This is a genomic window from Bacteroides sp. 4_1_36 (assembly GCF_003466325.1).
GTDB lineage: Bacteria > Bacteroidota > Bacteroidia > Bacteroidales > Bacteroidaceae > Bacteroides > Bacteroides uniformis.
Genome location: NZ_QSOX01000015.1, coordinates 62,142 through 76,752, shown reverse-complemented (window position 1 = coordinate 76,752; position 14,611 = coordinate 62,142). Strand labels below are relative to the sequence as shown.

General features: G+C 47.4%; 11 protein-coding genes. 1 reads left to right on the top strand and 10 read right to left on the bottom strand.

What is annotated here, in order from left to right; genetic code table 11:
- Nucleotides 1–8: 8 nt before the first annotated feature.
- From kdpB to DXD65_RS14330, 4 genes are all read right to left on the bottom strand, one after another.
- A complete protein-coding gene (kdpB, locus tag DXD65_RS14345; RefSeq protein ID WP_008662934.1) occupies nucleotides 9–2,057 on the bottom strand; it encodes a potassium-transporting ATPase subunit KdpB in 2,049 nt (682 codons plus the stop codon).
- Between the two features lie 30 nt (nucleotides 2,058–2,087).
- Nucleotides 2,088–3,794, bottom strand: a complete 1,707-nt coding sequence (kdpA, locus tag DXD65_RS14340) for a potassium-transporting ATPase subunit KdpA (protein WP_009037805.1) — start codon at nucleotides 3,792–3,794, stop codon at nucleotides 2,088–2,090.
- An 18-nt stretch (nucleotides 3,795–3,812) separates the two neighbouring features.
- A complete protein-coding gene (locus DXD65_RS21570) occupies nucleotides 3,813–3,860 on the bottom strand; it encodes a potassium-transporting ATPase subunit F (RefSeq protein ID WP_353795016.1) in 48 nt (15 codons plus the stop codon).
- 418 nt (nucleotides 3,861–4,278) lie between these two features.
- The gene (locus tag DXD65_RS14330; protein ID WP_008662930.1) at nucleotides 4,279–5,631 is read right to left on the bottom strand and encodes a sigma-54-dependent transcriptional regulator; all 1,353 of its coding nucleotides are present in this window, start codon (nucleotides 5,629–5,631) and stop codon (nucleotides 4,279–4,281) included.
- 304 nt (nucleotides 5,632–5,935) lie between these two features.
- Between DXD65_RS14330 and DXD65_RS14325 the strand changes: the two genes are divergently transcribed.
- Nucleotides 5,936–7,270 carry an aspartate kinase gene (locus DXD65_RS14325; protein ID WP_117713837.1) on the top strand — a complete coding sequence of 445 codons (1,335 nt, stop codon included), beginning with the start codon at nucleotides 5,936–5,938 and terminating at the stop codon, nucleotides 7,268–7,270.
- Here the strand turns inward: DXD65_RS14325 and DXD65_RS14320 are convergent.
- The 6 genes from DXD65_RS14320 to DXD65_RS14295 form a co-directional block, all read right to left on the bottom strand.
- Nucleotides 7,267–8,058: an SGNH/GDSL hydrolase family protein gene (locus DXD65_RS14320; RefSeq protein WP_005824695.1), complete on the bottom strand. Its 792-nt coding sequence runs from the start codon at nucleotides 8,056–8,058 to the stop codon at nucleotides 7,267–7,269. The genes DXD65_RS14325 and DXD65_RS14320 overlap by 4 nt on opposite strands.
- 18 nt (nucleotides 8,059–8,076) lie before the next feature.
- Nucleotides 8,077–9,264, bottom strand: a complete 1,188-nt coding sequence (locus DXD65_RS14315) for an AGE family epimerase/isomerase (protein WP_008662925.1) — start codon at nucleotides 9,262–9,264, stop codon at nucleotides 8,077–8,079.
- 25 nt (nucleotides 9,265–9,289) lie between these two features.
- On the bottom strand, nucleotides 9,290–10,684 hold the full coding sequence (locus DXD65_RS14310) for an MFS transporter (protein ID WP_044467347.1): 1,395 nt from the start codon (nucleotides 10,682–10,684) through the stop codon (nucleotides 9,290–9,292).
- Between the two features lie 17 nt (nucleotides 10,685–10,701).
- Complete coding sequence (locus tag DXD65_RS14305) at nucleotides 10,702–11,874, bottom strand: glycosidase (protein ID WP_044467346.1); 1,173 nt, start codon at nucleotides 11,872–11,874, stop codon at nucleotides 10,702–10,704.
- Between the two features lie 22 nt (nucleotides 11,875–11,896).
- Nucleotides 11,897–13,012, bottom strand: a complete 1,116-nt coding sequence (locus DXD65_RS14300) for a glycoside hydrolase family 26 protein (RefSeq protein ID WP_117749650.1) — start codon at nucleotides 13,010–13,012, stop codon at nucleotides 11,897–11,899.
- 131 nt (nucleotides 13,013–13,143) lie between these two features.
- Entirely contained in the window at nucleotides 13,144–14,604 is a 1,461-nt protein-coding gene (locus DXD65_RS14295; RefSeq protein ID WP_229068235.1) for a TolB family protein, read from the bottom strand.
- Nucleotides 14,605–14,611: the final 7 nt, after the last annotated feature.

The following is a 14,611-nucleotide window of genomic DNA, read 5'->3' as shown; positions in this document are numbered from 1 at the left end:
TCCAAGTTTTAAAAAAACAGACTAACTATCATATCTATCAGTTTGATGCCGACAAACGGAGCAATGACGCCACCCACACCATAAATCAACAGATTGCGACGAAGTAGCGCACTGGCACCGATCGGCTTATACTGAACACCTTTCAAAGCCAACGGAATCAAGATAGGAATAATGATAGCGTTGAATATGACAGCCGAGAGAATGGCCGTTTCAGGGCTATGCAGTCCCATAATGTTCAGAGGAGCCAACTGAGGGATGGCTACCATAAACAAAGCAGGGATAATAGCAAAGTACTTGGCAACGTCGTTCGCAATGGAGAAGGTAGTCAACGTACCGCGCGTCATTAACAACTGTTTGCCAATCTCCACAATTTCAATCAGCTTCGTCGGATCGTTGTCAAGGTCCACCATGTTACCAGCTTCTTTGGCTGCCTGCGTACCGCTGTTCATTGCCATACCCACATTAGCTTGTGCAAGGGCGGGAGCGTCGTTTGTACCGTCACCCATCATAGCCACCAGCTTACCGGCCTGCTGTTCTTTTTTGATATATTCCATCTTGTCTTCCGGCTTGGCTTCAGCAATGAAATCATCTACTCCAGCTTTCTCTGCAATATATTTGGCTGTCAAAGGGTTGTCACCGGTCACCATCACAGTTTTCACACCCATCCTGCGAAGACGCTCAAAACGTTCCTGAATGCCCGGTTTGATAATATCCTGCAACTCAATTACCCCAGTAACTTTCTGATTGACACATACCACCAGCGGAGTTCCACCGTTGCTGGTAATTACAGCAATCACCTCTTCAATCTCTTTCGGGAACTTGTTTCCGGCATTTTCCACAATCTTGCGAATAGCGTCGAATGCGCCTTTACGTATCTGAGTACCATCCTGCAAATCCACACCCGAACATTTTGTTTCGGCTGTAAACTTAATCATATGAGCACCGGTAGTATTCAAATCACGCATACGATGACCGTTTTCACGTCCCAGTTCAATGATAGACTTACCCTCCGGAGTCTCGTCAGAAAGTGAGGACAACAAGCAAGCCTCTACGAACAAATTCTCGTCAACACCCGAAGCCGAATGAAACTTAGTAGCTTTACGGTTACCGATTGTAATGGTGCCAGTCTTGTCTAGCAACAAGGTATCAATGTCACCGGCTGTTTCTACCGCCTTACCGGATTTTGTAATTACATTAGCGCGCAAAGCACGGTCCATCCCAGCAATGCCGATGGCAGAAAGCAGTCCGCCGATAGTAGTCGGTATCAAGCAGACAAACAAAGATATGATGGCTGCAATGGAGATATAAGTTCCCGGATGGTCAATATTCGTATAATCAGCCATAGGAATCAACGTTACACATACAATAACGAATACCAAAGTGAAACCAGCCAGAAGAATAGTCAATGCTATTTCGTTCGGAGTCTTCTGGCGAGTAGCGCCTTCTACCAAAGCAATCATCTTGTCAAGAAAGCTCTCACCCGGTTGCTGCGTCACCAATACCTTGATTTTATCAGAAAGAACTTTTGTACCACCAGTTACGGAACTCTTGTCACCACCGGCCTCACGGATAACCGGAGCAGATTCACCGGTAATGGCACTTTCGTCAATGGAGGCCAAACCTTCCACAATCTCACCGTCGGCAGGAATCGTATCTCCTGCTTCACAAATAAAATAGTCACCTTTCTTCAAACGTGAACTGCTAACGGTATGGATTTTACCGTCAACCAACACTTTAGCAGGAGTCTCTTCACGGGTTTTACGCAAACTGTCAGCTTGGGCCTTACCACGAGCTTCAGCGATGGCTTCAGCAAAATTAGCAAACAGTAACGTCACAAACAAGATGATGAATACCAATAAATTATATCCGAATGCTCCATATTCCGAAGTACCCAATGAAAGGAAACAGACAATCAGCATGACAACCGTTACGACTTCCACCGTAAACATAATTGGATTCTTTATCATCACCCGTGGATTTAGCTTCACGAATGATTGCTTCAAACTTTCCATTACTTGCTCCTTCTGAAACAGAGAAGCTGATTTATTATCTTTCATACCTATGAAATTACTTTTTACAAACTACTATTACAAACTGAAATGTTCAGCAATCGTACTCAATGCATGTGCCGGGAAGAATGACAAGGCAGCCACAATAAAGATAACGGCAAAAGTCATCACACCGAAAGTTACTGTATCTGTCTTCAGCGTACCGGCACTCTCCGGAACATATTTCTTTCCGGCCAACAGACCAGCAATGGCTACCTGACCTACGATAGGCAGGAAACGTCCTAAAATCAGCGTCCAGCCGGTAGTATAGTTCCAGAAGTAAGTATTGTCGCCCAATCCTTCGAAGCCAGAACCATTATTGGCCGCAGCCGAAGTATATTCATAAAGCTGCTCACTCAGTCCGTGGAAACTGGGATTATTCAACCAGCCGCCTTCACCTGCCACAAATTCAGGATAATGAGCGAACAAAAAGCAAGAAAGTGCCACACCGCCCAAGATGATAAGCGGATGAAGCAGTGCCACAATGGTAGCAATCTTCATTTCACGCGCCTCTACCTTCTTACCGAGAAATTCCGGAGTACGTCCCACCATCAGTCCACTGATGAATACGGCGATAATGATGAATGTATAATAGTTCATGAAACCTACACCCACACCTCCAAACCACGTATTAATCTGCATGTTCAGCATTTCCATCATACCGGAAAGAGGCATCGTTGAATCATGCATACCATTCACAGAGCCATTGGAAGTAACTGTAGTCACAATACTCCAAAGAGCAGTAGCAGCAGACCCTAAACGGACTTCTTTACCTTCCATTGCTCCATTGTCTTGAGCAATTCCCATCTCATCAATGCGCGGATTACCTCCCATCTCCTGCGAAACATTGATGCAAACACCGACAAGAAAAGCAAAAAGCATTACGCTATAGATAGAGTAAGCCATCTTCTTACGTTTGATGTAAAAGCCGAGTGCAATCACCATAGACATTGGTATAATTAGGATAGACCAACATTCTGCAATATCTGTCAAGTAAGTAGGATTTTCCAACGGATGTGAAGAGTTACATCCAAAGTAACCGCCACCGTTCGTACCCAATTGCTTGATAGGAACAATCGCTGCCGTAGGACCTTGTGAAACCAACTGGGTTTGTCCTTCCATCGTCTGAACTTCCAGCTTACCATCAAATCCCATCGGAGTACCTTGTAGAATGAGGATGAAGCCCACAATCAACGAAAGCGGTAATAATACACGTGTACAGCTCAAAACCAAGAACTTCCAGAAGTTACCGATAGTCTTCGTCGATTTAGCAGCCATACCCTTCATGATACCTGCCATAGCTGCCATACCGGTAGCGGCGGTAATGAATTGGAACAACATAATGACGAACAACTGTGTAAAATATGTCAGTCCGCTTTCACCGGAATAATGCTGCAAATTACAGTTCACCATAAAACTGATACATGTATTGAATGCCAGGTCTGGTGTCTGGTTAGCGTTTCCATCCGGATTTAACGGCAACCACTGCTGTGTACAGAGTAGCACCATGCCCCATACAAACCAAAAGGCATTCAGAATCAGCAGGGCTTTCAAGAACTGTTTCCAGTTCATCTCTTCCTCCGGATTGACTCCGGCCACTTTATAAATCAATCTCTCGACCGGCTTCATGAAATCCGACCATGTCTTTTCGCCTTTGTAAACCTTGGCAATATACTTTCCCAGAGGATAGGATATCACAATCAGCAGAACAATCTGCAAGGCTACACCTAAAATTTCAGTGTTCATTTCTCCACTCTCCATTCATTAAAACTTTTCGGGTCTTATCAGCACATAAGTCAGATACCCGAACATTACAATACCTAATACAAATAAAGCTGTGTACATAATTCTCTCTTTTAAATCTTCTCAAACCAATCTACGCATTTCCAGAAAAGCCAAAAGGCGAACAAACCGCTCAATAGGCAAAAAATAAATGATACTGTTATTCCCATGTTTTTACCTTTTAAAATGTTACTACATATTTTTGTCTGCCAGGAATGTGCCAAATATGTGCCAAAAAGAGCGCATATACCATACACCATTAATTATCAACAGAATACATACTAAACAAGTATAAAAAGAAACAGGTTGCACCCTTTCAAAATGAAAAGGTGCAACCTGTTTTGATATGTTTTAGCCCATAGGCACTTTCTGCTTCTAAGCCTGTTTCAAGAATAATCTTGCCACGGTCCTATATCGAAGGTACCTCAGTCGTATACTGAGCCCCCTATTATAGATCTGAGATCTTGTATTCCTCAATCTTCCGATACAACGTCGTCAAACCTATTTTCAATAACCGGGCTGCTTCTGTCTTATTCCCCTTTGTATACTCCAGTACACGGGCAATGTGCCGGCGTTCCATAGCTGAAAGTTCAAAACTGCCGGGACTTGAATCATTGGAGTGTTCATAATGGGCATTCTGAATATCAAACGGCAAATCAGCAATGTCCAGATATCCGCTCTCGCAAACAATCATACTGCGTTCTATCACGTTACGTAATTCACGAATATTTCCCTTCCACGGTTGGGAGTCCAATGCTTCAAGAAATGCGGGAGCTATTTCAACCACCGGACGCGCCAGCTGTTCCGCAAAACTCTTTATAAAAGCCTTCGCCAACAGCCGGATATCACCTGCACGTTCACGCAATGGCGGCAGATGTATCTGAAATACGCTTAATCTATAAAACAAATCCTCGCGGAAACGTCCGGCAACAATCTCCTGAGACAAGTTGCGGTTCGTAGCGGCAATGATGCGGACATTGACACGGGTAGGTTTCGTATCACCTATCTTAATATACTCACCGGTTTCAAGAATACGCAGCAACTTGGCTTGCAGTTCAAACGCCATCTCACCGATTTCATCCAAAAAAATAGTCCCATTATTCGCTTCCTCGAACAGTCCCTTCTTATCCTTCAATGCGCCGGTAAACGAACCGGCTTTATGACCGAACATTTCACTTTCCAGCAACTCCTTGCTGAACGAAGAACAGTTAACCGCTACAAAATTCTGCCGTGCACGCTTACTACTGTAATGGATGGCCTGGGCAAATACCTCCTTACCCGTGCCCGTTTCTCCAGTCAACAGTACAGGAACATCAGTCCCTGACACCTTCTGAGCTAATGAAACAGCATCCTTCAGGACTTTTGATTCTCCCAGGATAGAATCAAAAGAGTACGTCTGTCCCACCTTCTTCTCCAGTTTTTCCAACCGCACATTCATACGCGCTTTCTCTACAGCACGGCTTATCAGAGGAATAATCTTGTTATTATCGTCTCCCTTGGTGATATAGTCGAAAGCACCGTTCTTGATGGCCTGCACCCCATCGGGAATATTGCCGTGCGCTGTCAGCAGAATAACTTCCACATTGGGTGCCGCCTTCTTGATAGCCAACACCAGGTCTACCCCATTTCCATCGGGCAGAAACACATCACACAAAACTACATCGGGATTTTGGAGTTCCAGTTGCTTCAGGGCAGCCCTGCAATCACCAGCCTGACAGACGTCATATCCCTCCAACTCCATCATCCGTGTCAGAAGGGTACGGATTTGTACCTCATCATCAATGATTAGAATCTTACTCATATCTATTCGATAAGTTTTTAAACTGATAACGGTAAAAAACAGGGTGTGCAAATATAAGCTTTTCCCAAATACCAACGGCATATCTTTTGAACTTTTATAGGTGAAGGGGCAAGAGCCTGCCACCAACCGGGATATGAATATCCCACCACAACAATGCCACAGCGGCATTATGCAGGCCTAGTCCCAGTGACAGCCCCTCATGCCTCCCCCTTCCATTTTGGAAAGAGGCCACCTGAAATGAAAAGCCGGAAGGAAGAACATCTGGATGAATGCAATTATGAAACTGTTAAAAAAGAAACAAGAAATGAAAGTTTGTAAATTCGGCGGAACTTCCGTCGGCACCGTAGAGAGAATGAAACATGTAGCAACACTCATTAAAGATGCAACACCCAAGATTGTGGTACTGTCTGCCACCGCAGGCACCACCAACCATCTGGAGGAGATTGCCGCCAACTTGTTCAACCGTGAAATAGAACAAGCTCACGACCGTATCACCCGGCTGGAATTCCAATTCATCGAATTTGCCAATGGGTTGCTGACCGACGAGAAACTGAAACGGGAAGCAATAGATTATATCCTCGACCGCTTCCAGCAACTATGGAAATTTACCAAAGATTCCTTCACCTCTGTCGAAGAGAAGGAAGTGCTGGCACAAGGCGAACTTATCAGTACCGCCCTAATGCACTTCTACCTGCGCGAGCTGAAAGTTCCCAATGTACTGCTTTGTGCATTCGACTTCATGCGTATCGGCCCCGACAACGAACCCGACTTGGAATATATAGAACAGAAACTCCGAGAGCAGCTTGCCTGCCATCCCGGCATCAATCTCTTCATCACTCAGGGTTTCATCTGCAAGAATGCCTATAACGAAACAGACAACCTGAAACGCGGCGGCAGTGATTACACCGCTTCCCTCATTGGCACCGCCCTCCAAGCAGACGAGATACAAATATGGACGGACATAGATGGCATGCACAACAATGATCCGCGCGAGGTGTCAGGTACCCGCCCCGTGAAACGCCTCAGCTTCAACGAAGCCGAACAACTGGCCTTCTATGGTGCCAAGATACTGCATCCCTTCTGTATCGCCCCGGCACGCCTAAGGAATATTCCCGTCCGGCTGCTTAACTCTATGGAACCGTCGGCAGAAGGCACGTTGATTTCCAACCTGCAGGACGACAATATCATCAAGGCCATAGCCGCCAAGGACCACATCATATACATAAAGTTCGAATCGAACCATAATCTGTGTCCCTATCTGTTCATCAGCAAGATTTTCGACATTTTTGCCAAGTACCGTACCCCCCTCTGCCTGCTGGTATCCTCCAATCTGGACGTATCTGTGGCTATAGACGACTGCACTCGTTTATCGAATATCATCTCCGAACTACGCCAATATGCCCATGTATTGGTAGAAGACCGCATGACCATCGTCTCCGTGGTGGGCAACATGCAATGGGAATATGCCGGGTTTGAGGTAAAGATTATGGAGGCGCTAAAGGACATCCCCCTACGGATGATTTCATATGGCAGCAGCAATAATGACGTGGCATTCGTCATTAAGAATACAGACAAAAAAAGGGCTTTACAAGCCCTAAATGATAAGTTATTCCAACCGGAATATGCAGAACGGAACTAAAAGAAATGGTTCCGTATCTCCTTCGCGATGTAACGGCCCATCAGCTCCTGCCCCGGTTTGTCGGGATGCAACCCGTCGCGCAGATAGCGCCCGCTACCGGAAGGCTGCTCAAACTTTTCGGTGATACCACAGTTGGAGTAACAGTCTATCAGCTGCACGGAAAGCGCCCGGCACAACTCACGCAAGATGGCAATCTTCTGCAGATTCAGTGCATTGTGTTCGGGGTTGCCGGTCTGAATCGGCGTGCACACGAATACGCGGCATTGGGGATAATGCTCCAGAATGGTCTGAATGGACCAACGGGCACCGCCCGCCATGGTGTTGACATCTACTTCATCGAGCGTCTTCCCTTTAAGGGCCTCTTCGGCACTACCCAAGTTACGGTCATTCGTTCCCATAGAGAACACAAAGACATCGGGCGCAGGGTAAGCGCCACTTTCCACTTCGGCTATGAACTTCTGGATATGCACCTTTGACACGTTGTTGTGCCGCATCTGTAACTCATGCTTATCCTCCGTAACCTGCCAACCGCCGGAGATGCCGGCAAAAGCTTCGCTGCCATAATCCTGAGTATCGGGATGGCATGCCCATGTGGCAGAACCGACCGCCACGTTGTGATGTGTAGCGAATCCGAGTTTATCCACTACAGTCTTAGACCATTGTTCGCCTGCGGTAATGCTGTTTCCATCGCACCCGAAGTTCAGCTTGCTGAAGTCCGGATAAAGAGATTGCGCATGCAGCGCAATCCCCATCCAGACAAGAATCCCCAAAACCATCAATCTATTCATCTTCTTATGATAGAAAACCTATGAAAAACGTTCAATAATTTCCATGCACATACGTCCGTTGTGATACGGACATTTCCAGAATCCCGCCTTGTCATCATCGGTGTTCACCGTGCCGTCGGCACGCACGCTCCAATGCCATTCTCCGTACTTGTAGTCTACCAGATGCTGCTTGATGAAGTCCCAACATCGGAGAGCCTTCTGCATGGCCACTTCGTCATCAAAGTGCTGGTAGAGGTTGGCATGTCCCACTACGTTCTCGGCCTGCACCCACCAGTGGCGGTCAGTATCGGTCTTTCCTTTATCCAGAAAAGTCTCGTATATCATGCTGCCGTCGGGCGTCAATCCTTCATCGGCAGCGGCAGCGATGTATTCTACAAGTGGTTCCACTTTCTCCAGGAGGTCCTTATCGCCCAGAACAAGGGCAGCCTCGTGTATCAACCAGGAGGCTTCGATGTCGTGTCCATAGGAGACAATGCGGTATTTACTAACCCAATCATCATTGAAGAACAATTCCAGATGACCGGTCTTGATATTCAGAATCCGTTCCGTGAAAAGGCCTATCAAATTGCGCAGTTGCCTCTCCAGACGGGTATCCTTCCACACGCGGAAAAGATTGGTATAAGGTTCCAGAATATGCAGATGGGTATTCATCGTCTTGCGCTCGTTCTCATCCTTGGCGCTGAGGCGCATGTCGGCTATTTCTCCCCATTCGCGGGTCAAGGCTTCGCAATAACCGTTTTTCACGGGGTCGAAGCTATGCTCTTCAATGGTCTCGAACAAGCGGATGGCATATGCCAGCGCTTCATCATCGCCCGTGGCACGAGCATATTCACTCAGCCCGTAGATGGCGAACCCCAAAGCATAAATCTGCTTCTTGGTATCGAGCGGATTGCCTTTATAGTCGAGAGACCAGTAAACTCCACCAAATTCATTGTCATAGAAACGGTCGATAAGAGTACGTTTGGCACGCGTAGCCGTTTCCAGATACTCCGGCCTCTTCAGCAAGCGGTATGCAGCCGAGAAGGTCCACAAGATGCGGGCGTTCAGGATTGCCCCCTTTTCAGCTTCGGGCTTCACCTCCTCCCGGCCCGTGATACGGCCGTAGAAACCGCCGTTCACTTCATCCGTCATTCTATTTATCCAGAAGGGGAGGATATTGGAAACCAGCTCCTCCTCCATCTCCTGTTTCATCTTCTTGATATCCACAAGTTTTTGAGTTATGAGTTATAAGTTATGAGTTATTCTGCTGAAGGTTCTCACGGCGCTCTTTCAGGTCTGCATTGATGGCTGCCATACGCGTCTTATTCAATGGATAGATGAATACGACAACGATGGAAAGTGCGGCTATCGCAGCAGGAATAAAGCTCATCAGATACTTCAAGCCATCCAGCGCCTCGGGAGTCTGCACGGCATTCTCTGCGGTATTGTAACCGAAGAATGCCAACAGTGCCATTACTGCCCAGCCTGCAAATGCACCGCCAAACTTCTGCGCCATAGAACCGGAAGAGAATATCAGCCCTGTAGAGGATGTGCCATCCTTTTGCTCGGCATAGTCCGCCACATCCGCATACATGCTCCAAATCAACGGAGATACGATACCGGTGCAGATGGAGATAAGCACCTGGAAAATCATCATCAGCCACCATCCCAGCCCGTCATTCGGCACAAAGAAGAAGAGCACACTGAACACTACCAGGCACACGAGCGAAATGATATAAGTGGACTTCTTTCCAAACTTCATGGACAGAGGCACAGCCAGCGCCACACCAATCATATTACACACTTCACCCACCATCAGGAACAAGCCGGCATACAATACCAGATTGAACACCCCGAAATCGAGGAATGCATTGGCACTGATATAGTCCTTGAAGAAGTAGGCGGCAGTAGCTCCGCGTACCGTATTGAAGAAATTCGACAACAACGCCGCACCATTCAATATCCACCAAGGCGAATTGCGCACCAGTGACTTCACATCCTTACCGATGGATTCGGACGCCACACTCTTGACATGCTCGCGCGTCATGCTAAAGCAAAACAGAAAACCCAAAAAGCAGAGCGTGGCAATGCATACCATGGCATATTGCCAACTGGAAGCATTGCTATAGTCCATTGATTTAAACCAATTACACAATGGCTCCCATGCTCCCAAAGCGATAAAACTACCTCCGTATGCAAAAAACATACGGTAAGAAGAGAAAACCGTTTTTGTGTTCGAATCATCAGTCATTACTCCCAACATAGCCCCGTATGGTACATTGATTGCCGTATATACCGTCATCATCAAGATGTAAGTGACATAAGCCCATACCAGCTTACCCGTTGTCCCCATGTCGGGCGTTGTAAAAAGTAAAATCCCGGCAATGGCAAAAGGAGCTGCAATCCACAACAAATAAGGACGGTATTTACCCCAACGCGTATGAGTACGGTCTGCAATGACTCCCATCATCGGATCGGACACTGCATCCCAAATACGTGTCACCAGCATCAGCAATCCTGCATCAGCCAAGCTCAAGCCAAAAATATTCGAATAGAAGAACGGTAAGTAATAGGAGAATATTTTCCAGAACATAGAGGAAGACATATCCCCGAAACCATAACCGATTTTCTCTTTTAGTGTTGCCATAGTATGTTGTATTTTTATTATTTCATTATCTGCAAATTCTTGTCTATCAGTTTCTTCAACGTTTCTACCGAAGCTGATGAAGACAAGCCGTCAGCAGGCGTATTCATGCAATAGTCCACCAGCTTATCAATGGTAGAGGTAGCCACATGCATCCGCGTGTCGGAAGAAGCGTAGTAGATGAATACTGTTCCGTCTTCGTCGGCAATCCAGCCGTTGGTGAAAAGTACATTGCTTACGTCACCTATACGCTCCTCACCCTCGGGTACCATAAAGGCCCCACCGGGAGTGGCAATCAGTTTCGTCGGGTCTTCCAGGGAAGTCATGTACATATAGAGCACATAACGCAATCCGGCGGCACAACCGCGGACACCATGAGCCAGATGCAACCAGCCTTTCGGAGTCTTGATGGGATGCGGACCTTCACCATTCTTCACCTCCTTGATGGTGTGATAGTAGCGCTGGTCGATAATCTTCTCTTCCTTCACCTCGGCATGGGTTATGTCGTCCACCAGCGCCCAGCCGATACCACCACCGCTGCCGGCATCAATAAAGCCATCCTGCGGACGGGTATAGAGGGCATACTTGCCATCTACAAACTCCGGGTGCAGCACTACGTTGCGTTGCTGGCTCTTGGTCTTCAGGTCGGGCAGGCGTTCCCAGTTCTTTAAATCCTTGGTGCGGGCAATGGCAGCTGTAGCCGTAGCCGAGGACAAATCACCGGCAGGCGCATTGTCGTCGTGGCGTTCGGCGCAGAAGATACCGTAAATCCAGCCGTCCTCATGAGCCGTGAGGCGCATGTCGTATACATTCGTTGCCGGAATCGCGTCTTCGGGCATGGTGATGGGATAATCCCAGAACCGGAAATTATCAATGCCGTTGGGACTCTCGGCTACGGCAAAGAACGACTTACGGTCAGCGCCCTCTACACGTACCACCATCAGATACTTGCCATTCCACTTAATGGCCCCCGAATTCATGGTCGCATTCATACCGATACGTTCCATCAGGTACGGGTTGGACTTCTCATCCAAATCATACCGCCAGAATACAGGTGTATGAGCAGCCGTCACTACCGGATATTTATAGCGGGTGAATATGCCATTGCCGTCTTCCACGGCCACATTCTTTCTCGTAATCAACTCTTCGTGTTTCTGAAAGAGCCTCTCTACCTTTTCTTTAAAAGCTTCCATGTCTGTTATATTGATTGTTTGTTTATTGATACAGATTTACATCAGCTGCAAACAGCGTCTTGGGATTGTTATAAAACTCCACAAAATCCTCCGCAGATGTCTGTCCCGGATAGGGGGCATAGTAATGGGTCACCTTTTCACGGGCATTGCGCCACACCAGCACATAGGCAAGCGGATATTTCTCCAACGCAGGCAGCAGAGTACCAGTCCACCATTTGGCATCGGGAATTCCTTCGTAACCGGTTTCGGTCACAGCAATCACCTTATTGTGTGCTTTCCCTATACTGTCGATAATGGAAAGTGCCCTATCCATCCCGGCAAGATAGGCATCCCGATCGAACTGATAGGTATCGAAACCGATAACGTCTATCAACTCATCGCCCGGATACTTCTTCAAATATTCCGTCGTGTCCTTGGGTTCCGTGCCCGGAGAGTAAGCATAAAGTGCATTGTCCACTCCTTTGGCCTGCAGAGTATCCACTGTCATGTGCCACAATGCCTTATACTCCTCAGGGGTACACAGCTTCTCACCCCACCAGAACCAGCTGCCGCTGTGTTCGTGCCAGGGACGGAAAAGTACGGGTATCTTCACGCCGTCTGCCGTCTTCAGCGAATGAAGGAAATCGGCCACTCCTCCCAACCAGCCGGCAAACTTCTGATGATTCTCGCCACCGGGCAGGATGGACTTCACCACCGTCGTATCCGATACATCCCAGGCATCACCGCCCGTCTTGGGATTGCGCGCATGCCAACTGAGCGAAACCATGCCGCCCCGCTGATACTGATTGATTATCTCTTTCCTGATTTTATCGAAGGGCACCTTATCCAGATTGGCGGCATTCCCTAGTTCCAGCTCTCCCAAATCAAAGCTGATGACAGCCGGATAGTCGCCACACACGCTTTTCACATCCGAACGGCCTTCCTCACCTTCCCAGCCGATACCATATACCGTATCGTCATGATGGCCGAGCATGATACCTTTGGAAGGGATTTTTTTCAAGTTAGCCAGTAAGTTCTCCGTTTCCTGCGTACGTGCAGCAGCCGTCTCTTCATTCACACTCTGTTCTTTCTTGGAAGAACCGCAGGCGGTCAACAGACTTACCGCCAGCATCATCATAGCAAATTTTACTTTTCTCATATCCATGTTTTTCAATCTGGTATTATTATTGGTAACACTAATTCCTGGCACAAAGATAGCGGATTGCACCAAGAGAAAATGATACAATTTTATCCCTTTACTGTATTAAAAAACAGAATATAAAAAACGTATCATCTAACTTTCACCGGAACGCGCTTCCGCGAGACAATTCCCCGTTCCACTTTCCGGCGTTCCAGCTTCACCGGTTCGCTTGTAAAATCGGGAACATTGTACGAGTAGACCAGACGGTCGTAATACTCCCAAGGATTTTCCTGAGGAAGCAGGAAAGGCTTGCCCACCACCCCATTCTCATCCATACTTGCCAGATACAGACGGGTATAAAGCCCATCTCCCCTGCGGCTACTGAACACAAACCATCGGGAGTTACTGCTCCAGTTATGGAAACTTTCCGTATCATCGCTGTTCACCTCCTTTATGGGACGCATACCGCCATCCTTCAAATCCAACAGCCATAAATCGGCTTCTTTATGCCAAATTGAGAAATTCCCGTAATCCGACAAAGTAAACATGATATACTCGCCGTCGTACGAGGGCCTCGGGAAGGAGATGCTTTTCTTCATAGCTGCCGCATTGACCAGCGTATCTATCGTTTCGCCAAATGTCCCGTCTTCCGGATTGAAATCTATACTACACAAGCTATAACGTATTTCCTTATATTCTGCCGGTATCGGCTTGGCCTCCGCAGCACAGAAATACAGTTTGCGTCCGTCCGGTGAAAATACTGGAAAGGTTTCGAAGACTTCCTTCTTCTGAAGCAAGGGAGAGAGCAGTAATTCATGTGTCTCGGGATGATAGATCAGTACATCCGATTCCAAGTCGAGCACTTCCACACGCTCATCCTTCACCGCATGGAAAGACTGGCGCGTATTGTTGACGGAATAGGCAATGTATTTTCCGCTTGGATGCCAATAGGGGTATACACCCGCCGAGAGAGTGGAATCCGTTTTCGTATCCAGCATTTCGCGCTTCCCGTCTATCTGCATCAAGGTCCCTCCGTTCTTTCCACGGATATGCAGGCTCAGATGGTCCGGATTTGTTTTGTTGAAAGCATGACAATTCAGGCACATGCCCGGCACCATGGTATTCTCCAGCAAGGGACGCTCCTCGAACGAAGCAAGGTCACGCTCATAAATGCCCATCTTGCTATAAACTTCATATCCGGGAGCCAGCTTGCGGTATACCACCCCATAATCTATAGGATACGGACTGACATACATGGGAAAAGAGCGGTACTGTTTCCACTCGCCGTCTTTCCGGATACATACCGTAAACAGAAGGCTATCACCCTTGTTCTCCTCCAAAAGCTCTTGCCATGCATCTTGCGGAAATGATACTATTTTATCATTTACGTGCATCTCTCCGGACTTTCCTCCGGTCACGGTCACATCCACACGTTCGTACGCTCCACCAATACAATTGAAATTCATAGGAGCAATGGTTGCAGGAATAGTCACACCGATATAGTCGGGATAGATATCCGGCCATTCATCCACCCTTTCCGGGGAAGTCACCGGATTGCCGCAAGCGGCAAACCACCATGCAGCCATTATGCAAACAGCTATATTCTTCATCTTTTTC